This is a genomic window from Paenibacillus sp. FSL F4-0243 (assembly GCF_037963295.1).
Taxonomy (GTDB): domain Bacteria; phylum Bacillota; class Bacilli; order Paenibacillales; family Paenibacillaceae; genus Paenibacillus_AQ.
Genome location: NZ_CP150151.1, coordinates 4,853,517 through 4,874,758, shown reverse-complemented (window position 1 = coordinate 4,874,758; position 21,242 = coordinate 4,853,517). Strand labels below are relative to the sequence as shown.

The 21,242-nt window shown below is 43.7% G+C and carries 22 protein-coding genes and 1 other annotated feature; of the genes, 19 read left to right on the top strand and 3 right to left on the bottom strand.

The window, feature by feature from the left end:
- Positions 1 to 39 precede the first annotated feature (39 nt).
- Both serA and NSS87_RS21770 read right to left on the bottom strand, forming a co-directional pair.
- Positions 40 to 1,632, bottom strand: a complete 1,593-nt coding sequence (gene serA / locus NSS87_RS21775; RefSeq protein WP_076284555.1) for a phosphoglycerate dehydrogenase — start codon at positions 1,630 to 1,632, stop codon at positions 40 to 42.
- Positions 1,633 to 1,878: 246 nt separating this feature from the next.
- Positions 1,879 to 2,109: a binding site (T-box leader), on the bottom strand.
- A 110-nt stretch (positions 2,110 to 2,219) separates the two neighbouring features.
- A complete protein-coding gene (locus tag NSS87_RS21770; RefSeq protein ID WP_042190235.1) occupies positions 2,220 to 3,131 on the bottom strand; it encodes a hypothetical protein in 912 nt (303 codons plus the stop codon).
- A 115-nt stretch (positions 3,132 to 3,246) separates the two neighbouring features.
- Here NSS87_RS21770 and NSS87_RS21765 point away from each other — a divergent pair, with 115 nt between their 5' ends.
- From NSS87_RS21765 to NSS87_RS21755, 3 genes are read left to right on the top strand one after another with little or no spacing between them, the layout of a single operon-like run.
- Positions 3,247 to 3,840, top strand: a complete 594-nt coding sequence (locus NSS87_RS21765) for a CPBP family intramembrane glutamic endopeptidase (protein ID WP_339242740.1) — start codon at positions 3,247 to 3,249, stop codon at positions 3,838 to 3,840.
- The gene (locus NSS87_RS21760) at positions 3,837 to 4,205 is read left to right on the top strand and encodes a hypothetical protein (RefSeq protein WP_339242738.1); all 369 of its coding nucleotides are present in this window, start codon (positions 3,837 to 3,839) and stop codon (positions 4,203 to 4,205) included. Before NSS87_RS21765 ends, NSS87_RS21760 begins: the two co-directional genes overlap by 4 nt.
- A 23-nt stretch (positions 4,206 to 4,228) precedes the next feature.
- Positions 4,229 to 5,044, top strand: coding sequence for a metallophosphoesterase (locus NSS87_RS21755; RefSeq protein WP_339242736.1), 816 nt, complete (start codon positions 4,229 to 4,231; stop codon positions 5,042 to 5,044).
- 97 nt (positions 5,045 to 5,141) lie between these two features.
- On the opposite strand, the gene NSS87_RS21750 is transcribed toward NSS87_RS21755, so the two are convergent.
- Positions 5,142 to 6,041 carry a polysaccharide deacetylase family protein gene (locus NSS87_RS21750; RefSeq protein WP_339248632.1) on the bottom strand — a complete coding sequence of 300 codons (900 nt, stop codon included), beginning with the start codon at positions 6,039 to 6,041 and terminating at the stop codon, positions 5,142 to 5,144.
- Positions 6,042 to 6,135: 94 nt separating this feature from the next.
- Here NSS87_RS21750 and NSS87_RS21745 point away from each other — a divergent pair, with 94 nt between their 5' ends.
- From NSS87_RS21745 to NSS87_RS21670, 16 genes are all read left to right on the top strand, one after another.
- Positions 6,136 to 6,543: a hypothetical protein gene (locus NSS87_RS21745; RefSeq protein WP_339242734.1), complete on the top strand. Its 408-nt coding sequence runs from the start codon at positions 6,136 to 6,138 to the stop codon at positions 6,541 to 6,543.
- Between the two features lie 263 nt (positions 6,544 to 6,806).
- Complete coding sequence (locus NSS87_RS21740) at positions 6,807 to 7,421, top strand: genetic competence negative regulator (RefSeq protein ID WP_042190227.1); 615 nt, start codon at positions 6,807 to 6,809, stop codon at positions 7,419 to 7,421.
- A gap of 148 nt (positions 7,422 to 7,569) precedes the next feature.
- The gene (gene prsW / locus NSS87_RS21735; RefSeq protein WP_042129603.1) at positions 7,570 to 8,265 is read left to right on the top strand and encodes a glutamic-type intramembrane protease PrsW; all 696 of its coding nucleotides are present in this window, start codon (positions 7,570 to 7,572) and stop codon (positions 8,263 to 8,265) included.
- A 360-nt stretch (positions 8,266 to 8,625) separates the two neighbouring features.
- On the top strand, positions 8,626 to 9,984 hold the full coding sequence (gene ypeB, locus NSS87_RS21730) for a germination protein YpeB (RefSeq protein WP_339242732.1): 1,359 nt from the start codon (positions 8,626 to 8,628) through the stop codon (positions 9,982 to 9,984).
- Positions 9,985 to 10,113: 129 nt separating this feature from the next.
- Positions 10,114 to 10,767 carry a flagellar brake domain-containing protein gene (locus NSS87_RS21725; protein ID WP_042190221.1) on the top strand — a complete coding sequence of 218 codons (654 nt, stop codon included), beginning with the start codon at positions 10,114 to 10,116 and terminating at the stop codon, positions 10,765 to 10,767.
- A 207-nt stretch (positions 10,768 to 10,974) separates the two neighbouring features.
- A complete protein-coding gene (gene cmk / locus NSS87_RS21720; protein ID WP_231573321.1) occupies positions 10,975 to 11,685 on the top strand; it encodes a (d)CMP kinase in 711 nt (236 codons plus the stop codon).
- Entirely contained in the window at positions 11,682 to 12,269 is a 588-nt protein-coding gene (locus NSS87_RS21715) for a lysophospholipid acyltransferase family protein (protein ID WP_042190219.1), read from the top strand. The genes cmk and NSS87_RS21715 overlap by 4 nt, the downstream gene beginning before the upstream one ends.
- A gap of 175 nt (positions 12,270 to 12,444) precedes the next feature.
- Positions 12,445 to 13,764 carry a 30S ribosomal protein S1 gene (rpsA, locus tag NSS87_RS21710; protein ID WP_197071234.1) on the top strand — a complete coding sequence of 440 codons (1,320 nt, stop codon included), beginning with the start codon at positions 12,445 to 12,447 and terminating at the stop codon, positions 13,762 to 13,764.
- 170 nt (positions 13,765 to 13,934) lie between these two features.
- Positions 13,935 to 15,260 carry a ribosome biogenesis GTPase Der gene (der, locus tag NSS87_RS21705; protein WP_042190218.1) on the top strand — a complete coding sequence of 442 codons (1,326 nt, stop codon included), beginning with the start codon at positions 13,935 to 13,937 and terminating at the stop codon, positions 15,258 to 15,260.
- Positions 15,261 to 15,272: 12 nt separating this feature from the next.
- Positions 15,273 to 15,890 (top strand): glycerol-3-phosphate 1-O-acyltransferase PlsY, encoded by a 618-nt coding sequence (gene plsY / locus NSS87_RS21700; RefSeq protein WP_339242727.1) that lies wholly within the window; start codon positions 15,273 to 15,275, stop codon positions 15,888 to 15,890.
- Positions 15,883 to 16,923: an NAD(P)H-dependent glycerol-3-phosphate dehydrogenase gene (locus NSS87_RS21695; RefSeq protein WP_042190215.1), complete on the top strand. Its 1,041-nt coding sequence runs from the start codon at positions 15,883 to 15,885 to the stop codon at positions 16,921 to 16,923. The genes plsY and NSS87_RS21695 overlap by 8 nt, the downstream gene beginning before the upstream one ends.
- 66 nt (positions 16,924 to 16,989) lie before the next feature.
- Positions 16,990 to 17,265, top strand: a complete 276-nt coding sequence (locus tag NSS87_RS21690) for a stage VI sporulation protein F (protein ID WP_042190213.1) — start codon at positions 16,990 to 16,992, stop codon at positions 17,263 to 17,265.
- A gap of 195 nt (positions 17,266 to 17,460) precedes the next feature.
- The gene (locus NSS87_RS21685; RefSeq protein WP_042129589.1) at positions 17,461 to 17,640 is read left to right on the top strand and encodes a DUF2768 family protein; all 180 of its coding nucleotides are present in this window, start codon (positions 17,461 to 17,463) and stop codon (positions 17,638 to 17,640) included.
- Between the two features lie 34 nt (positions 17,641 to 17,674).
- Positions 17,675 to 18,043: a 2Fe-2S iron-sulfur cluster-binding protein gene (locus tag NSS87_RS21680; RefSeq protein WP_042190210.1), complete on the top strand. Its 369-nt coding sequence runs from the start codon at positions 17,675 to 17,677 to the stop codon at positions 18,041 to 18,043.
- A 30-nt stretch (positions 18,044 to 18,073) separates the two neighbouring features.
- Entirely contained in the window at positions 18,074 to 18,820 is a 747-nt protein-coding gene (locus NSS87_RS21675; RefSeq protein WP_042190208.1) for a hypothetical protein, read from the top strand.
- 256 nt (positions 18,821 to 19,076) lie between these two features.
- Positions 19,077 to 21,128 (top strand): serine hydrolase domain-containing protein, encoded by a 2,052-nt coding sequence (locus NSS87_RS21670; protein ID WP_339242724.1) that lies wholly within the window; start codon positions 19,077 to 19,079, stop codon positions 21,126 to 21,128.
- The last annotated feature ends 114 nt before the right edge of the window (positions 21,129 to 21,242 follow it).

The window sequence follows — 21,242 nt, the reverse complement described above, 5'->3', positions numbered from 1 at the left end:
ACTCCAGTACATTCTGGAATGGCCTTTCTATATTATAGATTAAAGAAGGATGATTTCTTCAGCAGTGTTAATTTCTGGTAAACCAGCGAGTTTCACAAGGACTTGCTTAGGAACGGCTTTGTCAACGGTCAGCAGCATGATTGCAGCGCCCCCAACAATTTTACGTCCCACTTGCATGGAAGCGATGTTTACATCGTTCTCACCAAGCAATGTACCCACGAGTCCGATAATCCCTACTTTGTCGTTATGGGATACAAAGATTTGATGACCTTCAGGAGCAATATCAACTGGGAACTTATTCACTTGAACAATACGTTCTCCATAACCTTGCAGCAGGGTGCCGGCCACAAGATACTCTTGGTCACGATCAGCTTTTAGAGTAACAGTAATCAGATTGGTAAAGCCTTTAGTTTTAGAAGCTTTAGTTATTACTACGTTCACGTCGCGTGTTTTCGCTAAATGCATGGAGTTTACGATATTAACGTCCTCTGCAAAGTGGCGGGAGAGCACACCTTTTACAATGTAGCGGGTTAGTGGTTGGGTATCTACATCCGAAAGATCACCAGCGTATTCAACATGGATCTCACGGATAGCAGCAGCTGCAATTTGGGTAACAAAACTGCCCAGTTTTTCCCCAAGCGTGAAGTAAGGTTGAAGCTTATTCATTACACTTGGAGCCACTGGAGGAATGTTGACCGCGTTAATGAACGGTTCATTACGCAGAATATGCAACACTTGCTCCGAAACATCGATCGCCACATTTTCTTGAGCTTCAATCGTAGAAGCGCCAAGGTGAGGAGTCACGATGATTTTTGGATGAGACAGGAAAGGATGATCTGCTTGCGGCGGCTCTTTCTCGAATACGTCGAACGCAGCGCCAGCAACAATACCGCTATCTATAGCTTCTACTAATGCCATTTCATCAATTACACCACCACGTGCACAGTTGATGATGCGCATTCCCTTTTTCATCACTTCGAATTGTGGGCGAGAAATCATATGGCGTGTTTCCGGAGTAAGTGGAGTGTGCACAGTAATGAAGTCTGCTCCGCGAACAACATCGTCTACGGAAGCCAATTTAACTTCCATCTTTTCAGCACGTTCAGCTGTTAGGAAAGGATCGAAAGCAAGAATTTCCATACCGAAAGCTTTAGCACGTTTAGCCACTTCGCTACCGATTCTGCCCATTCCGAGTACACCTAAAGTTTTGCCACGAAGCTCTACACCTACGAATGTTTTTCTATCCCAGGTTCCACCGATTGTTTTTGCATAAGCTTGTGGAATATGACGGGCCAGAGCCATCATCATTGCGAAAGCATGCTCACAAGTCGTAATTGTATTTCCATCAGGAGCATTGATTACAACAATACCACGCTTTGTTGCAGCATCCAGTTTGATATTATCTACACCAACACCTGCACGACCAATTACTTTTAGATTTTTTCCTGCTTCGATGATTTTGTCTGTTACAGTAGTTTGACTGCGGACAAGGAGACCATCGTATTCACCGATAATTGCAATGAGTTCGTCTTCGCTGAGTCCTGTTTTTTTGTCAACAACTACATCTTCTGCGTCCATCAATTGCTGAATGCCCAAATCACTGATTGGATCCGATACTAATACTTTAAACATGGTTTCTTATCCCCCTTAAAGTTGAAAAGCTTTATATGTCGAGGACGCCTTTTTGGGCAATCCACAATACCTGAAGATTCACGAACTAGTAGAGAAAAAACATGCGATAATAGTAGATCAACGCGGTGTCGCATAAAAGAAGCTGCGTGCAGAAGTACCGCGGAATCGGTAACTTTGGGCAAAAGGATAGTATAGATTAGGTATTTAGAAATTAAAAAAACTCCCGACCCCCATACTACTGCCGTAGTAAGGGACGAGAGTTATCTTCGTGGTACCACCCTAATTCACTGCAACTTGGAAGAAGCAGCCTCATTGGCCTGCAAAGGCCACACTGGTAACGGAGTTGATCCGATTGCACCTACTTTAAGGTTCGATACAATATCTCAGGAGCGCTAAAGACATCTGTTTGTCACCGGTTTGCACCAACCACCGGCTCTCTGAAGACTTCCAGAATCTTTGTTCCATCATCGTTTTTGATTGATTAATTTTTTCATAATGTAACACGGTAATGTAGATGTGTCAATAGGCTTTGAAAGTAGGCTTTCTTGAAGTGAACTTCATTTTTCGTTATGATTCAATGACTGGTTCTATTCATAAAAAAACGGGAGCTGTGGAATCGTCTCCTTGCTATAGTACTGCTCTCGCCACTTCATAAAATCCTCTACCTGTATAGCACCTGTGGAAATAAGCAGGGTTACTGAGGACTGAACATCCGTAAGATTCAATGAACTGGCTGTACCAGAATGTATCAAATCGTCTATTTTTGCAGTAATGTCCTGAGGATCGTAGGCTGCAAAAATTCCGCGATTTAACATCATATCAGCGATGGATGCGTTCTTTTGAAGAAGAGGCATTTTTTTCCACTGGATAAAGGACATGGTCTTTAGCTCACCAGCAACAGAAGGGATTTTCTGGTTTGTCTTAGAGCCCCACTTTAGCATAGAATCATAAAAGTTCTTTTGTGCGAGCAATCCGAATTTAACCGCACCGGCAGTATAAGGATCATTTTTCAGCAATTTTGCCGTCTCTGCACCAGATGCACTTGCACTTATTTCACCAGAAGCTTTTGAGAATAAAGTTAAGCTTTTGAGTATGTTTAGCTGTGATTGATGTAATAAGGGAGAGTCGGAAAAGATAGAGTCCTGGTTAACTCTTTCATATTGTTTATCTGCTAGAAGGCTAAGATTCTTCATAGCTGCTGCATTTACACGGGCATCTGTACTGCGTGCCAACTTGTCCACTTGTGTGTTCCAATTCTGCTTGAATTCCCGATAAGGCAAAAATACGTTATGATAGAAAGTAACAAGATCCTTCTGTTGGTAAGAGCCCGTGAATTCTTCTAATCCATATCCATTACTGCTCTTTTGTTGCTCATATTTAGCTTCCGTTTTGTCTGCGCCAACCTTGACGCCTGTGAAAAATGCGGCGAAGGCGCAAATAAGGAAAAACAAAAAAAATAGAGTGTACAACATTTGTGTACGGGAGTTACGTTGGCTCATAATAAGTGCTCCTTTTTCTGGGGGAATTATCCTATGTATTATGTATTGATAGCAACATTATGGACGGTTTCTCTTTCGGAGCTGCCCCAAAAAATTAAAGAACAGGCAGGTCACGATGAAAAAATTCAAATTTGGCGAGATTAAGATAAAAAAAGTAGAGCCAGGTCAGTTAACAGACCGTCTTCTGCTCCTCAATCTCTACATTACTCAGGGGCTTACATTAATTATCGGTTTGATATGGATATTATTTCAGAAAAGAAATCCTTTTCAGCTATTAATTTTTCCAGAAAACGTACAATTTGTGGCATGGGGTCTTGGACTTGCTGCTGTAATGCTGGTAGTTGATTATTTATTGACTCATATTGTACCTGAAGAAAGCATGGATGACGGGGGAATAAACGACCTTTTATTTCGAAATCGGCCCGTATGGCACATTGTTGTAATTGCAGCTATGGTATCGATCTGTGAAGAGCTTCTGTTCAGAGGAGCCATTCAGTATTCCATTGGTCCTTATTGGACGAGTATTTTGTTTGCTCTTATTCATGTTCGCTATTTGCGCCACTTTGTACCTACCGGATGGGTATTCTTAAGCAGCTATGGTCTTGGATATATATACATTCAATCAGGAAGCCTATGGGCACCTATACTATGTCATTTCTTCATCGACCTTTTCTCTGGTCTGGTGATCCGCTACAGGAGGGAATCATGAGTGAGGAATTGAGCCGGTTGAAGTCTCGTCAGAAAAAGCGCAGTGGCGAAGGCAAAACTTCTGGCAAAAGTAAAAAAACGAATCCGCGATCGGAGGGGGCTCCTAGAAAGAGCAATCATTCCCGGACAACAACGGCAACTTTGTCAAGGAAAGCGCGCCGTCCTGCGGCTTCTGCGAAGGGATCTAACGCTGGAAACAAAGAGCAGGAAGAATCTGTTCCATCACGTTCGAATACGTATTCATCAGAACGTGTTCGGCTTAGTAAAATGTTTGTTAACTCTCTGATTTTCATCTTTGTAATATTGCTGGTAGCGCTCCTCTGGTGGGGAATCGAAGGGGCGCCGCCTTTGAGTACTTTATGGTGATTTTTTGGATTTGGGGATTGGTTGTGTTTGTGCTTTTGATTGCACTAATCATTGCTGTGATTATGGTGAGTAACGCCTTTAGAAACAGAATTATTACCGAGGAAATAATTTTGAAGTCGCTCCCAGATGAGTTTGATGGGTTTCGTCTCTTATTTATAACTGATATCCATCGCCGCCGCCTTCCAACAGCACTGCTGACTCCGTTAAAGGGAACGGTGGGTGCTGTTTTATTAGGTGGTGATCTAACAGAAAAAAACAGTCCTCTGGATCGACTGACTGATAATATGACTTTAGTGACTTCTATTGCTCCTACCTATGTAGTACATGGAAATCATGATTATCGAGCTGATATTTCACTAGTTGATCAGATTATCCGGGGCAGTGGTGCAAAGCTGTTAATGGATGAGAATGTGCGTATTGAACGTCAGGGAGCTTCTCTTTGGTTAACGGGAGTGGATTTTCCGAAAAAGGGTGGTAACACTTCTTATCGTCCATTACCTGGATTAACGTCACGTGCTTCTTCACTAAATAACACTTGTCGTATCATCCTTGTTCACGATCCGCTCTGGTTGTCCAAACGTCAAAGTGTGCCAGCGGATCTGATATTAGCAGGCCACACGCATGGAGGGCAGGTCATTCTTCCTTTTTTGGGTCATAGGCATGTGGAAAATTTCTATCATAAATATGATGCAGGAATGTTTCAATGGCCCAGAAGAGATGGGACAGGAAGGGATGCGAAGCTGCTGATTAGCAGAGGGTTTGGAACCTCTCACTTGCCGATCCGCTGGGGAAGTCCTGCTGAGATGCACGTGCTAACACTCCGAAAAGAGAAACATTAGAAAGCTGTCTTTGTACCGCTTGAACGGGTGGACAAAAAAACAGGTAATCTCCTTTTCATCAAGGGGATTACCTGTTTTTATTTATCCTAATTAGGAATTAGCGCATCTTAAGCTCAATACTGCGAGGATCTACAAAGCTATAGCCCTTGCCTTCAAGAGTAGTAAGCAGTTTATCCAACGCTTCAACTGTCCATGGTAGCTCATGCATCAGAATATTACTGCCGGAATGCAATTGATCCGTCACATTTTTGATTAACTTATCTGTTTTTCCGGTTTCTTTCTCTTTCATTTCCCAGTCCAGTGATCCATTGGACCAGGTCATATACAACATCCCATTCTCAGCGGAAATCTTCTTCCCTACATCTCCACCAGCACCATGTGGGGGACGGAAAAACTGAGGTGCTTCACCAATAATCTCTTTGACCGCATTTTGAACGTCTTCGATTTGCTTTTTGACCTCAGTGTAAGACTTGTCCTTCAACACAATATGATCCCAGCTATGGTTGCCGATAATTCCTCCGCGGTTATGAATTAACTCTAGAAGCTCGGGATGCGCTTTAACGCGGTATCCATTCACGAAGAAGATCGCTTTGGCCTGATGTTTGTCCAGAACATCCATTAATGGATTAATCATTTCCGCATCTTTGGGACCGTCATCAAAAGTGAGCAACACGACTTTTTTATTTGTAGTTTCCTCATTTGGGACGATGTCGTAATTTTTGTTCATATGGTACAGCAGTGGAATTTCAGCGGAGTCTTCATCCTTACTGGCTTTATTATTACTACCTGTAGTTCCTCCATCTGCTGACGCTTCAGGGGTAGGGCTGGCTGTAACTTCAGGGGAAGGCGCTATAGTTTCTGCGCTCTGTGTAGCTGCCGCCGTAGGCGTATTGTTTGTGGTGTTTGTATCCTCGGTTGTCTTTCCATTCGCACCGCTGTTGCCACAGGCTGTCAGCAGTAAGGTAGCCAGTAGGAGCACTGATGTCATTTTACCCACTTTTTTCAACTCGCTTTCTTCTTATTAGGTTGCATGAGCGGCAATCTTTCCGCGAACACTAAACATGATTTTACCATACAAGGAGGCTGGAAATATGAATACTTCGTCATTTTTATGTGGGGTGCTGATGGGCGTCGCAGCCAGTATGATTATGTCCAAAAAGCGGAATTCTCTAATGTCTTCGCTGGGGCAATCGGGCGGTTCCATGAGTGGAGCAGCAGATAAAGCAAAAGAAAAAATAATTGGTATGGCTACGACAGGGTTTGGAAACACTGCTGCTTCAAGCAGCAATGCAAGCAGCAATGCAAGCAGTAATACAAGCAGCAATGCTCAAAGTAATGGTTCGAACAGCGGAACCTCTGAGCATAAAACGGAATCACCGGCAAAATCAAAAGAATCCAATCTCAAATTACTGAAGGATTTCATTCGCAACAATCCTGAAGTGAAGAGCGAAGTGGAGCAAATTCTTAAAGAAACGCATACTGCCATACCGGGATTGTAACCGTAAAGGACTCCTTCAGAATCATTTTGAGGATGAAATATTCCGCAGAATGATTCTTTTTTATATTCAAGGGCTTTAAAATGGTTTATGAATTAGAATAAGCTCTTCAGTAGTGGCAATGCTTTAAGAGGATTTTATATATTTATTTTCGTGCATTTATCTCTGCAAAATGATAACATACATACATAGTAACCATTTTTGGCTCATTACTCGGGACTCATCATACATTATAATAAATGAGCTTGCAAAAGGAGGATCCTGTCATGAGAATAGAGCGATTAAGTCAAGATAAGATACGGATTTTCCTCACTTTTGACGACCTGAGCGAGCGGGGCATCCAGAAGGAAGACATGTGGCAGGAAGTTCCCAAGGTACATGACCTGTTTACGGAGATGATGGACCAAGCATATAGTGAACTAGGTTTTGATGCTACCGGTCCGCTTGCCGTAGAAGTTTTCGCATTGCCCGCCCAAGGCATGGTCGTTATAGTGACCCGAGGAAAATATGATCACCATCAGTACGGTGCGTCCGGGGAAGAAGAATTGCCAGAAGAGATTTACGAAATGGAAGTTACTCTTGAACAAAGCGACTCCATTGTATATGCATTCCGCGATTTCGAGGTTCTTGTTGAAGCGGCCCATGTGCTCATTGGTAATATTACTTCCCAGGGGAAACTGTATTCTTATAACAATAAATGGTATCTGTACTTCGATCCTAAGGAATTTGAAGAAACAGCGTTGTCAGGTCTTGTTGGCGTACTAGCTGAGTTTGGAGATTCCTCACCGGTTACTGAAGCTGTCCTCGATGAATACGGGAAGACAGTAATGCCGGAGAATGCAGTCCAGTTATTGTGCACTCATTTTAAGCGTCAGGATTAAATAGCATGATAGGGCTGATAAGCATCGTTTTAGCTAATTAGCCCTATTCTTGTTCTTGATGGTATGGCGGTCATTCTTGAATTAAAGCTGTTATCTGCCTTGCTGTAATCAGCAGAATAAGGCGCTAGGGATATAGGGAGGTTATTCGGTGCTCGTGTTATCGGTTATTTCGTCGGCAGTAGCGCCGGGACTTGCTCTGCTGACCTTTTTTTATTTGAAAGATAAGTATGATCAAGAACCGCTTCATATCGTTATTAAGGTGTTCCTGCTAGGCCTTCTGATTGTATTCCCTGTTATGATCATTCAGAGAGGACTAATGCTGGGGCTGAATGGCGGTCCTTATGTGGAGTCGTTTCTCATATCCGCTGGCGTGGAAGAATGTCTAAAATGGTTTGTGCTTTACCATATGATTTACAATCACACCGAATTTGACGAGCCATATGATGGGATACTATACGCCGTAGCGATTTCGCTCGGCTTCGCAACAATAGAAAATATAATGTACGCTTGGTATAGCAATGCATCAATCGGTTCCATGTTCCTGAGAGCACTGCTTCCGGTTTCTGGACACGCTATGTTTGGTGTAATTATGGGCTATCATTTAGGGAGAGCCAAGTTCTCAAAAGGAGCTAAAACAAAAGGGATTCTGTTAATCTCTATCTTGCTGCCATGGTTGTGGCATGGGATTTATGACTTTATTTTGAGTACGACAGCTAACTACTGGATATGGTTTATTGTTCCTCTGATGGCTATTCTATGGTACGGAGGGATGGGGAAAGTGGATAGGGCAAATAGCCGGTCCCCTTTCCGCTTTCTGAAACGAGAAGAAGAGGTTAACCTATAATCGAGATGGACACACTTATATTCAAAGGATTGTTCCTTAGCGGGAGATTCCAGAGAGGAGAGAGGTGTCTTTTTTTGCGTATAAAAGTCCGTATACTTTGCAAACAATGCGGTGAGACCTACATATTAAGAGGGATAAAAGAGCAGGGTGTGATTCAAACCGGCTTTAAGCAATGCCTTTGCAGTAATAGTAGTGGCTTTGAAATTGAAGAGAGAGCATAAGCGCTATGCTATGCAAATTTGGAGTGAAATCCCTCTATTCAAACACTTTAGTCATATTGTGTTACAGAAGGGTGCATAAGACTCCTAGTTTATTGTCAAACTAACGCCAATAAGCTATCGAAAGGAGTCTTGTAGCCCTATGTACAAAAGATTAAGTGCTGTAATGTTCCCGCTGACTGCGCTGCTGTTAATTGGTGCGCTCGTGTGGGGTTATCAGGAGAATCAGGAGAAGAATGCGATCCTAATTAAGGCGGAGAACCAATATCAGCGTGCCTTTCATGATTTGTCTTACCATGTGGAGCGTCTTCATGGAGAGCTGGGAAACACACTAGCTGTTAACTCCGCTTCTAACGGGATGCACCGCAAAGGACTTGTTAATGTGTGGCGGATGACCAGTGAGGCACAAAATGAAATCAATCAGTTGCCACTCACATTACTGCCATTTAGCAAAACGGAGGAGTTTCTGTCCAAAATCTCAAACTTTTCTTATAAAGCTGGGATTCGTGATTTCGCTAAGAAGCCTTTGACAGATGGTGAATTGAGCAATTTGAAAGCATTGTATAAGAGCTCTGGAGAAATCTCAAAAGATTTGCAAGATGTTCAGAATAAAGTGATTGGTAGCCGTTTGCGCTGGATGGATGTTGAAACCGCATTGGCTACAGAGAATAAGGCAGAAGATAATTCGATTATTGACGGCTTCAAGTCGGTGGACAAACGTGTCGAAGGTTACCCTGACCTGGATTGGGGTCCTTCAGTTGCAAGCATTTACGATAAACGCTCTGTAAAAATGCTCGGAGGTACCCCTGTTTCAGTTGAAGATATCAAACGTAAAGCCATTAAGTTTGCTAATGCAGGCTCGAATGCTAAGGTAGACGTTAAAGAAAACGGCAAAAATACGAAGTGGCCTTCTTATACGGCTACAGTCAGTGGTTCGAATAATAAGCAGATTATCAGTATGGATTTCACCAAAAATGGTGGTTTACTGATCTCTTATTACGATAACCGTGAGATAGGACCTGCTAAGGTGACCCTAGAAGAAGCAGTTTCCAAGGCAGAGCAGTTTCTTAAGAAAAAAGGATATCCTCATATGACTGCGGTTAATGCTGACCGTTATGATAATATCGGGAATTTAACCTTTGTAACGAGCCAAAATGATGTTTTGATTTATCCTGAGAAAATGACGATCCGTATTGGACTTGATACTGGGACAGCGGTTGGATTTGAGGCTAGCGAATATGTCAATGAGCATAAGGACAATCGTAAAATTCCAAAGCCAAAGCTGACTCTGGCGGAAGCGAAGAAATTTCTGAATTCGGATTTCAATGAGAATTACCATCGCATGGCTTGGATTAAAAATGATGACTCCGTAGAAGTCTTGACTTACGAATTTGGCGGAGAGGTAAATGGTACTCAGTATCGTATTTATCTTAATGCGGACGACGGCATCGAAGAGTCCGTGGAAGAAATCAGGCCTTCTTCAGGGGCAGAACAAAAGTGAAAAAATAGGGCGCATCCATTATTTGGATGCGCCCTATTTTATTTTTAAAATTCAAATAATATTTATCTCATTGGGTGATATTCCCATGCTATAATCATTGTTAACTATACTGATTTGGCGGTGACATCTTTGTATCCTAAAATTAATGAATATCTATACATACAGGTTGCTTCCAGTGACGCTGCTGAAGCAGAAGTTGAATATAGATCGAGAATTGCAGAGACAGAGGACGACGCATTCCTGATTGAAATTCCTATGCAGGAGAGTGACGGTCGTCTGAAACGACTTTTTATGGGGGACGAGCTTTCGGTTTATTTTATTACTGAGGGTGGCATTAAAAATTACTTTAATACTCATGTTCTCGGGTTTAAAGAAGATGTAATTCGTATGGTCCGGATACAAAAACCAGAGGCGGATTCGATTTTCAAAATTCAGAGACGAAGCTTTTTTCGGGTGAATGCAGATCTTGAATTAGCTGTGAAGGATAGCTTTGGCAAAAGATTCCTTGTACGTACAGATGATATCGGTGGCGGAGGAACGTCTTTCTTGGTGGATCACCAAGTGAAGCTCGAGGTGGGAGCGAAATTATCCTGCTGGGTTCTAGTGCCTTATCGAAATGGTAGTATTGAGCATGTGGACTTTGAAGGTGAAGTGGTTCGGATTAAAAAGCTTGAAAACGGGCGCCAATTGGCCATGCTGAAATTTGTGGCTATTACGGATAATGAGCGTCAGAAAATAATACGTTACTGCTTTGAACGACAGTTTGATTTCCGCAACCGATAGGCATTTTTCTTAGCTCTATTAAGTGTTCTGATTTTGCACTGAAGTATAAACTGTGGTATAATTTTATAAGTCGCAGGCAATGCCTGCTTTTTTCTTGATAATATCATCAAGCATATCCATTTGTATGTGCTCCTTGATATTGCAGGAACGAACTTGACATCGCTAGATGCTTTTCTTATGAAAGAGTGTTTGAGGAGGAATGCCCCGTTGGATAGGCAGGGTACACATACTTACGACAGAATTAACGTCGCCATCGACGGACCTGCCGGGGCAGGCAAGAGTACTGTAGCCCGATTGGTAGCCCAGAAGTTGTCTTATATTTATGTCGATACAGGCGCAATGTACCGGGCAATCACCTGGTATATGATCCGAGAAGGCATAGAACCGGAAGATCAGAATCAAGTGAACCAGAAAGTTCACGATATGGTTATTGAGCTTATTCCGGAAAAAGACATCCAGAAGGTGCTGATTAATGGGGAAGACGTAACGCCGCATATTCGGAGTCTTCAGGTTAGCGGCCTTGTGTCGCAGTATTCGAAGATCGAAGGTGTAAGGTCCAGACTGAGTCATTTGCAGCGTCAGATGGCGCTTCGCAAAGGCGTTGTAATGGATGGCCGCGATATCGGTACGACCGTGCTGCCCGATGCCGAAGTAAAGATTTTTATGACGGCAAGTGTGGAAGAAAGAGCTCTCCGTCGTTATAAGGAATTGAGAGACGCGGAATCGGTGACGCTTCAGCAGCTTGAACATGATATTGCACAGCGGGATCGTCTGGATGAAGGACGGGAGATTTCACCGCTGCGACGTGCGGAAGATGCGATTCTTCTCGACACGACCTTTATGGATATCGATCAAGTCGTGGAGGCCATTGTATCCCATTGTAGATCTCATGTTGACGGGGAGAGAAATCATTTATGATTTATGTATTTTGCCGAGGATTGCTTCGCTTGATTTACGCAATTGTTTTCCCGCTTAAGATTGTGGGGGAAGAGAATGTGCCAAAGGAGGGCGGGGTGCTGCTCTGTGCCAACCATATTAGTTTGCTGGATCCGATGACTATCGGGATTAAGTTAGACCGTCAAGTAAAGTATATGGCTAAGGCAGAACTTTTTGAGGTTCCTGTGCTTGGCTGGCTCATTAACAAATTGGGTGCTTTTCCGGTCAAACGTGGTGGTGTAAGCAAAGAATCCATTAAAACGGCCCTTAACACACTTCGCGGTGGTAATGTCATGGGTATCTTCCCGGAGGGTACGCGTAACTCTGACGCCGGAGTTGCCAAGAAAGGTGCTGCAAGCTTTGCACTTCGAAGCGGTGCTGCAGTTGTTCCAGCCGCTATTGTCGGTGAGTACAAACCCTTTCGACGGATGGTTGTAGTCTATGGGGCTCCTATAGATCTCAGTCAATTTGCCGGTGCAGGAAGTGAATCTCTCGAGGCTGTTACCGATGTCATTATGGAACGCATCAATGAGATGAAGAAGTCGGGTATACCAACTGTTGGTTAAGGGATAAACGGAATCACAAATTTCGTCCTGTGCTATGATTAAATAACGGCATAGTCGCTATTTTTTGGAACATACTATCTTCAAGTGTAATTTGTAATACCAAGCAATGCTTGTTTTGAACTCTGCTATACGCAGGTTTAAATAAATGGGGTTTTGAATCGAGGAGGCTAATCACATGTCTGAAGAAATTAAAAATCAGGAAGCTACGGAGAGCAATGAAACCGTAGAAGCGGTGGAATCCGCTGTGACAGAAAATAACGGAGCTGTAGAAGTTGCTGCCGTTAACGAAGAAGAAGTGACTAACCAAGCTGACTTGGAAATCATTTCTCTGAAAAAAGGCGATACCGTGAAAGGAACAATCGTCAAAATTGAAGATAACCAAGCTTATGTAAGCATTGGATATAAATACGACGGTGTGATTCCGATTCGCGAATTGTCCGCAGTACAACTGGACAACGCTGCTGCAGCAGTAGAAGTTGGACAGGAAGTAGAATGTAAAGTTGTTAGCATCAACGACAACAAGGAAAGCCTTGTTCTTTCCAAACGTGCTGTTGATAGCGAAAAATCATGGGAAGATCTTGAGAAGTACTTTGCTTCCCAGGAAGCTTTCGAAGTTACTGTGGCTGACGTTGTTAAAGGCGGTCTAGTAGCTGATGTTGGAGCACGTGGATTTATCCCAGCTTCCATGGTTGAGCGTCACTTCGTTGAAGATTTCAGCGATTACAAAGGCCGTACCCTTCGCGTTAAAGTGAAAGAACTTGACCGTGAGAACAGCAAAGTAATCCTGTCCGCTAAAGAAGTTCTTGAAGAAGAGTTCGAAGCTAATAAGCTTAAAATTATGGCTGAACTGTCTGAAGGTCAAATCATTGAAGGTACTGTACAACGTCTGACCCAATTCGGCGCATTTGTTGATGTTGGCGGAGTTGACGGTCTTGTACACGTATCCGAAATCGCTTGGAATCACGTAGAGAAGCCTTCTGATGTAGTTTCTGAAGGTGATAAAGTACGTGTTAAAGTACTTAAGGTTGATCCTGAAAAAGGAAAAATCAGCCTGAGCATTAAAGCTGCTGCTCCAGGTCCTTGGGACTCTGCTGCTGGCGAAATCAACATCGGTGATGTTGTAACAGGCGTTGTAAAACGTCTTGTGAACTTCGGAGCATTCGTTGAATTGCTTCCAGGTGTGGAAGGTCTTGTGCACATTTCACAAATCTCCCACAAACACATTGCTACTCCACACGAAGTATTGAAAGAAGGACAAGAAGTACAAGTGAAAGTACTGGACTTCAATCCATCCGAGAAACGTGTTAGCCTGAGCATCAAAGAAACTGAAGAAGCTCCAGCACCTACTGCTAGACCTGAACGCAGCAACAGCAGAGACAGAGCTCCTAAAGAAGTTTTGAATAACCCTAACGTTTCTCTAAGCAACGAAGGCCTTAGCTTTACGCTTGCTGAACGTTTTGGTGACAAGTTGGACAAATTCAAAGGTAATAACTAATCCTGCTTTTTGAATATACGGGTAAAGTAATCGGCGAGCCCTCGATACGGGGGTTCGCCGATTCTCTTTTTCCAGTGACAGAAAGAATTTATTAAAGCTAACATGAGTGTTAGCCAATTTTAATGTTTTTTGCTATGATGAGTATCGTAAGGATGACAGGAGGAATGAATATGGCAAGACCCGTTGTGGCAATCGTTGGGAGGCCTAACGTCGGGAAATCGACGATTTTTAATCGGCTGATTGGCGATAGATTGGCCATTGTAGAAGATAAACCGGGGATTACACGTGACCGGATTTATGGTATTTCAGATTGGAACGGTAAGTCGTTCAGTGTGATTGATACCGGAGGTATTGAAATTGATGGAGATGACACGATTCTGAAATCAATCCGCGTTCAAGCGGAGCTGGCGATTGAAGAAGCGGATGTTATTGTATTTATGTGTGAGGCAAAGAGTGGTGTGACGAATTCAGATGAAGAGGTAGCTCAGATTCTGTTCCGTTCAGGTAAACCGATCGTTCTTGCCATCAATAAAGTGGATAATATGAAGCGTGCAGATGATATTTATGAGTTCTATAGCCTAGGTTTTGGAGATCCAATCGGAATTTCCGGTAGTCATGGTACAGGACTCGGTGACTTATTGGACGCTGTCGTAGAACGTCTGCCAGAGAAAATAGATGATGAATATGATGACGATGTCATTCGTGTAGCTTTGATTGGCCGTCCGAATGTAGGTAAATCCTCTTTGGTTAACGCAATTCTGGGTGAAGAACGCGTTATCGTTAGTGATATTGCGGGTACTACTCGCGATGCTATTGATACGCCTTTTGAACGTGATGGACAACGTTATGTGCTTATCGATACTGCAGGTATGCGCAAAAAAGGCAAGGTCTATGAGAACATTGAGAAATACAGTGTTATGCGTGCTATGCGTGCGATTGAACGGGCTGATGTGGTTCTCGTTGTAATTAACGGTGAAGAGGGCATCATCGACCAGGACAAGCATATCGCTGGTTATGCACATGAAGCTGGTAAAGCATCTATTTTTGTTGTGAACAAATGGGATGCCATTGAGAAAGACGACAAGACTATGCAGAACTTCGAGTCTAAGATTCGTGACCACTTCTTGTTTATGAGTTACGCACCGGTTGTCTTCTTGTCGGCTTTAACTAAACAGCGCCTGCAAAAATTGCTGCCAGTGGTGCAGCATGTATCTCAACAGCATGCACTACGCATTACTACGCATCTGGTGAACGATGTTGTATCGGATGCCATTGCGATTAACCCTCCTCCAACTGACAAAGGCCGTCGCTTACGTATTAACTACGTAACGCAGGTTGCGGTGAAGCCACCGACGATCGTGGTGTTCGTAAATGACCCATCGCTGATGCACTTCTCCTATGAACGTTACTTGGAGAATAAAATCCGCGCGGCGTTTAATTTCGAGGGAACGCCAATCCGTCTCTTTACACGGCGCAAATCCGAAAACGAAGGTTAGGGGAGAAGAAGTGTGGCGCTTGAACTTCTGGTTATCGTTGTAAGCTATTTGCTTGGTTCTGTCAGCTTTAGTGTGCTGTTCGCCAAGCTACTAAAGGGAATTGATATCCGTCAATATGGGAGCGGCAATGCGGGGGCTACCAATACACTGCGTGTACTGGGAAAAGGTCCTGCGATATCTGTGCTAGTACTGGATGTACTGAAGGGTGTTGCCGCAGTTTGGTTAGGAACTTGGGTAGGCGGCTGGGAAACCTGGGTTGCTGCTCTTTGCGGAATCGCTGCCATTGTAGGACATAACTGGCCGCTTTACTTTCGTTTCCGTGGGGGAAAGGGCATCGCTACTACGATCGGTGTTATGGCCACACTGTGTTTATGGCCTGCACTGCTCGCTGGTGTTATCGCCATAGGATCTATCTTTATCACTCGTTACGTGTCACTTGGCTCGTTGATTTTTGTCGCGCTGACACCGGTTTTTCTATTATTGACAGGATTTACACAGCCTGTGCTCTGGACCAGTATTATCATTGCGGTTTTTGCCTTCTGGCGGCACCGGACGAACATTGTTAAGATTGTAGAGGGCCGTGAGAACAAGATAGGCTCAAAAGTAAAAGGAGGGAATCGTGTTGTCTGATAAAGTAACCGTACTAGTAGCGGGGAGCTGGGGAACTGCGCTGGCAAGTGTGCTGGCTGCGAATCACTCGGAAGTTTATCTGTGGACACGTAACTCTGATCAAGCTGCCGAGATCAATGGTTCTCATATCAATAATAAGTATTTACCGGGGATTTCTCTGCCCGCAAACATCATTGCAACCACCGATCTGGAGACCGCAGTTTCCGGTTCTAAAGCGGTTGTTATTGTAGCCCCATCTTCAGGTATGCGACAGGTTGCTCGCAGTCTGAAGCCGTTCTGGAAGGATGAAATGCTATGCGTTCATGCTACGAAGGGCTTTGAGACTGAAAGCAAGAAACGGATGTCCATAGTTATTGCTGAAGAACTCGGCTGTGACGAAGGGCAGATTGTCGTTCTCTCCGGACCGAGTCATGCAGAGGAAGTAGTGCGCCTGTGTCCTACTACAGTTGTTGTGGCTTCACCTGATGATAAGCGTACTGCTGAAGCACAGGAATTGTTCATAAACAATGATTTTCGTGTATATACGAACCGTGATCAGGTAGGAGTAGAGCTTGCCGGCGCACTAAAGAATATTATTGCACTCGGTGCAGGTCTATCCGATGGTCTAGGATTTGGGGATAATGCTAAGGCGGCGCTTCTGACACGTGGACTGGCCGAGATTTCTCGGGTGGGCGTCGAGCTTGGAGCGAATCCTTTGACCTTTGCAGGGCTTGCAGGTGTTGGCGATCTTGTAGTGACTGCTACGAGCCAGCACAGCCGTAACTGGCGTGCTGGCTTTATGCTCGGGCAAGGAAAACCACTGGATGAGGTACTGGAGTCGATGGGAATGGTTGTCGAAGGTATTCGTACCACGGAGGCAGCTTATGCCATTTCCATCAAGCTAGGAGTCCAAATGCCCATTACAGATCAAATTTATCATGTCCTTTTTAAAGGTAGAAGTCCACGTAGTGCTGTTGAGGCTCTGATGGGCCGTGATCGTAAACCTGAGCTTGAGGCAATATCTCAGGAAACTTGGGAGCAGTGGCATTCCTGATCCTGTTCACCTTTTTCCGCAATTTCTCATATGTTGTATTGGGGATTGACGGAGGAGGGATGAAAAGTGAGCAGAGATTTTTCCAAGGATGCATTGAACGCCATTAACAAAAAGGCGGGCAAGAACATTACGGAAAGTGCCGTCAAAAAGCTAGCCAGTACGGTCAAACCAGGAACTACGCAGAATGAAGCCCAGCTCCGCCAGTTAATTAAGCAGGTGTCATCGATGGCGAAAGTGCCGGTCAGTGAAGCTACTGTGCAGGAAATTATTAATGCCGTCAAAAAAGGCGGCGCAGGTTCCGGCACAATGGAGTCTTTAATGAAAATGATGCTTAAAAAATAGCTTTAGGTTGGGTGAGCAAAAGATCCAGAATCCATGAGATTCTGTTATCTTTTGCTCTTTTTTTATTTATTGTAAAACTCTCTCAGCTAAAATATCTTAATAATAATATATAAAAAATGATGTTTTTTTACAGAATAGGATAAGGTCATGATATAATAATCCCTAATATATTACAGGCGAATGGGGGCTTTGACCTTGGATCCGATGACAAAAATGTGGTTGTCCCTGATTGCAATGCTGATTATGGGACTGTCTGTATTTCTAATAACTTTTGCTCGGAGCAAAACAAAGGGACTGCTTAAAGCACTGCTATCTATCCTTGCGTTTGTCATCATGTTAGTTGGCCTATTGGGCGGAGTTGTTTCGATTATGTAAGCAGTTACATAATGTTGAGGAAGGAAGTAACATCATGAAATCGCAAAATGGCGTCACCGTTATGTTTCAACCTGAAGGTCGTAAAGCTGTGGTGAATCGTGGTATCTCGGTACTGGAGGCAGCTCGTAAAGCCGGAGTGACGATTACCACTCGCTGTGGAGGCAAAGCAGGCTGTTTGATGTGCAAGGTTAAAATTGCGACTGAAGAGGCCACAGCGCTGAGACCGCCAGGGGATATTGAACGACGTAAGCTTGGAACTACGTTAGAAGAAGGAGTGCGTCTGGCTTGTCAGGCTGCCGTATGGAGCGATGTGACCGTTCAGGTGCCAGAAGATCCACTTAAGGCTGCTGTACGCCGTAAGCTTGAAGCTGCGCGGCGTGGGGAAGAAGATGAGCTGTGGTAGTGTTAGATTGTCACCGTGGGAGGGACTCGGTTGGAGTTTATACGAAGAAAGAAGAAGCTAAAGGCAGGAGCAAGACTTTTTCTGGTAGTGATGTCAATCGCTCTTACTCTTTCCGGATGTCTGTATCCTGGAGAAGAAAAGCGTGCTAGCGTTAATTATCGAGAAAGTGTTAAACGGATACAAGCAGCCGTTGATGATTTTCAACAAGAGGAAGGTGTGCTTCCGATCCTTAATGCGGATGAAGCTACTCCAAGATATGAGAAGTTCCGGATAGACCTAGGCAAGCTGAACAATAAGGGATATTTGGATGATATTCCGGCTACGGCTTTTGAACAGGGCGGAAGCGCTTATTTTCTTATTTTGAATGAGGAAAGTGATCCAGTAGTTAAGGTGATGGACCTTGTTACCGTTCAAAAGGTGAATGATGTGCAGCGTCAGATTAATCGTTATAAATCAGCTCATGACGGCTCTTTGCCCGTACTTGATGAGCTATATCCTGGACTTTACACCATTGATCATAAGAAGGCAGGAACAAGCTCCATATCATTAACTAGCGTCTATTCCGGGCAGGTTCTTGATTTCATCATGGATAAGGCTGGAATGGTCTATGTAGATTATGTCTTTGATATTATAGCTGCCATCGAAAAGAATGGTGGGGAACATGACGAGAAAAAAGATTTGCGACTAGATCTGGAGGAAGCTTCCTATTACGTGCCCGTGAAGTCTTTGCCGTATCTATGGATTAACAATCAGCCTGTCCCGCAGTCTCCTAGTTGAAGTGAAAGTTAAAGCTTAAGAGCGTCTAAGCTTCGGTTATATCCGAAGGATTAGGCGTTTTTGTGTTGTTCAGATATTGCCTTAACAGAAGCTTAATTGTCTTACATAAATCGTAGATGGAATTAAGGTTCTGTTTAATGGCGCGTAAGACTGGATTGCTAGAATGAAGGTAAGAAAGGAGATTCAGTTCAGGCTAGAGATGAATCGTGAATAATTCATAATTGTTCAAAATTAGAAACAAAAGGATGTTGATGACATGAAAAAAAATATCATATGGACGCTTGCAGCGGCCTTAGCCCTGACCCCACTTATTCCTACAAGCGCGATGGCTTCCAGCAGCGTAGCTACGGTTTCTTCTAAGACGCTAGAGAAGCTCGCTGCTGAGAAAGCAACGCTTCTAACTGAACAATATGGGATAACCAGCGTACAGTATGCCTTGATCGACAATGGAGTGATCAAAGTATCGGGACAAACAGGAATTAACGACAAAGCAGGAAAAATCCCTTTAACGAAGGAAACAATCTATGGTATTGGCTCTACGAGCAAAATGTTTACGGCGTCAGCGGTCATGAAATTAGTTGATGAAGGCAAGATCAATCTCGATACTCCTGTCGTACAATATATTATGGATTTTAAAATGGAAGATGAACGTTATAAAAAGATTACCCCACGCATGTTGTTGAATCACTCATCTGGTTTGCAGGGTTCGAGTTTAACTAGTGCATTTCTATTTGATGATCCAGATACGTACGTACACGATTCACTGCTGGAGAACTTGTCTACACAGAAATTAAAGGCAGAACCGGGAGCTTTTTCAGTGTATTGCAATGATGGATTCACGCTCGCAGAAATTCTTGTAGAAAGAGTCAGTAACATGACATTTACTACATTCATTCATGACAATTTTGCTGTACCTTTGGGTATGAACCATACCATGACGCCACAAGACATGGTAGATTCAAGCAAATTTGCCGGCCTTTACTCTCCTGCATATGAGGGGCAGCTTCCAACGGAGACGACCAATGCGATTGGTACAGGCGGAGTCTACTCTACTGCGGAGGATTTGGTCCGATTCTCGCAAATCTTTACTGGGAAGCGAGCAGATGTACTCTCAACCAAATCAGTACAGGCCATGGAGCAAGAAGAGTATAGAAAGGGATTTTGGCCCAAAGACGGGGATAATTCTGCTGACTACGGACTTGGTTGGGATAGTGTGCGATTATTCCCTTTTAACGATTATGGTATAAAAGCTCTTGTTAAAGGAGGAGATACACAGATGTATCAATCCTCCCTCGTCGTGCTTCCTGTACAGAATATGGCTGCAGCAGTCATTACCTCGGGCGGGAGCTCCTCAATTAATCAACTGCTGGCAAGTGAACTGCTCCTTCAGGCGATGAAAGAGAAGGGCGCAATTACAGAAATCAAGCCAGATAAATCATTTGGCAAGCCAGTTAAGGCTGACATGCCAAAAGATCTTGTGAAATACGCAGGTTATTACAGTACTCTAGGCGATCAGTGGAAGGCAGCTATCAAAGACGGGGAACTCTTGTTATCAGGAATGACTGCTCCGGAACAAAAATTTATTTACACCACGGATGGAACTTTTGTTGATGAGGAAGGCAGCACAAAGGTTAATTTTGTAAAGGAAAGCAACGGACGGACTTATTTGTGGATGAGCCAGTATATTTCGGTTCCTGAATTAGGCCAGCTTGCGTATTCTGAATATAAGGCGGAGAAATTGGAAGTTGCAGCACTGAATAAACAAACCGCAGATGCATGGGCAAAAAGAGAAGGTAAGTTATACTATCCAGTCAGCGAGAAATTCAGTTCCATCACCTATATGAACATGATTAGGCCAACAATACAGACAAGTGAGGGTTATTTCAAAGGTATGAAGATAACAGGTCCAAATACGGCTGGGAGCCAGCACCAAATTCCTGGCATCGCGGGCCGAGATACATTTGATATTCTTTTCTATGCCAAAGAGGGCATAGAGTACTTTAATGCGGCTGGAACCTTGTATATGAGTGAGGACGGAGTGAAGCCGCTCTATAAAGGCAAATCGTCGATAGCTACGATACAAGCTGATGGTTATGCTAGATGGTTCAGTGTTCCCGAAACAGCGGCTGGAAAGAAAATGGTAGTTAAGATGCCAGCAAAAGGTGCTTTTATGGTATACGATGAAACGGGAGCCCTAGTGAATAACACGGTCATTAGTAGTAACAATGAGGTTGTACTACCTATTAAGGGCAATATTGTATTTGCCGGGAATGCCGGAGCTTCATTTGGTATTACGCTACTGAAATAGAGAGTATATACGCATATATGGATTGGGCCAGCTATTATAGCTGGCTATTTTGTTAGTTCTATCAATGAACCCTACCTCATATGATGGATGAGAAAGCTTCCGGGCGTCAGACGC

What these genes read in the sequence shown, in the direction of transcription:
- ypeB (WP_339242732.1), top strand. Translation starts at nt 8,626, where the DNA reads ATGTACAAAAGATTAAGTGCTGTAATGTTCCCGCTGACTGCGCTGCTG.
- NSS87_RS21760 (WP_339242738.1), top strand. Translation starts at nt 3,837, where the DNA reads ATGAGTGAGGAATTGAGCCGGTTGAAGTCTCGTCAGAAAAAGCGCAGT.
- NSS87_RS21770 (WP_042190235.1), bottom strand. Translation starts at nt 3,131, where the DNA reads ATGAGCCAACGTAACTCCCGTACACAAATGTTGTACACTCTATTTTTT.
- serA (WP_076284555.1), bottom strand. Translation starts at nt 1,632, where the DNA reads ATGTTTAAAGTATTAGTATCGGATCCAATCAGTGATTTGGGCATTCAG.
- NSS87_RS21715 (WP_042190219.1), top strand. Translation starts at nt 11,682, where the DNA reads ATGATTTATGTATTTTGCCGAGGATTGCTTCGCTTGATTTACGCAATT.
- rpsA (WP_197071234.1), top strand. Translation starts at nt 12,445, where the DNA reads ATGTCTGAAGAAATTAAAAATCAGGAAGCTACGGAGAGCAATGAAACC.
- NSS87_RS21680 (WP_042190210.1), top strand. Translation starts at nt 17,675, where the DNA reads ATGAAATCGCAAAATGGCGTCACCGTTATGTTTCAACCTGAAGGTCGT.
- NSS87_RS21740 (WP_042190227.1), top strand. Translation starts at nt 6,807, where the DNA reads ATGAGAATAGAGCGATTAAGTCAAGATAAGATACGGATTTTCCTCACT.
- NSS87_RS21745 (WP_339242734.1), top strand. Translation starts at nt 6,136, where the DNA reads ATGAATACTTCGTCATTTTTATGTGGGGTGCTGATGGGCGTCGCAGCC.
- NSS87_RS21670 (WP_339242724.1), top strand. Translation starts at nt 19,077, where the DNA reads ATGAAAAAAAATATCATATGGACGCTTGCAGCGGCCTTAGCCCTGACC.
- der (WP_042190218.1), top strand. Translation starts at nt 13,935, where the DNA reads ATGGCAAGACCCGTTGTGGCAATCGTTGGGAGGCCTAACGTCGGGAAA.
- NSS87_RS21765 (WP_339242740.1), top strand. Translation starts at nt 3,247, where the DNA reads ATGAAAAAATTCAAATTTGGCGAGATTAAGATAAAAAAAGTAGAGCCA.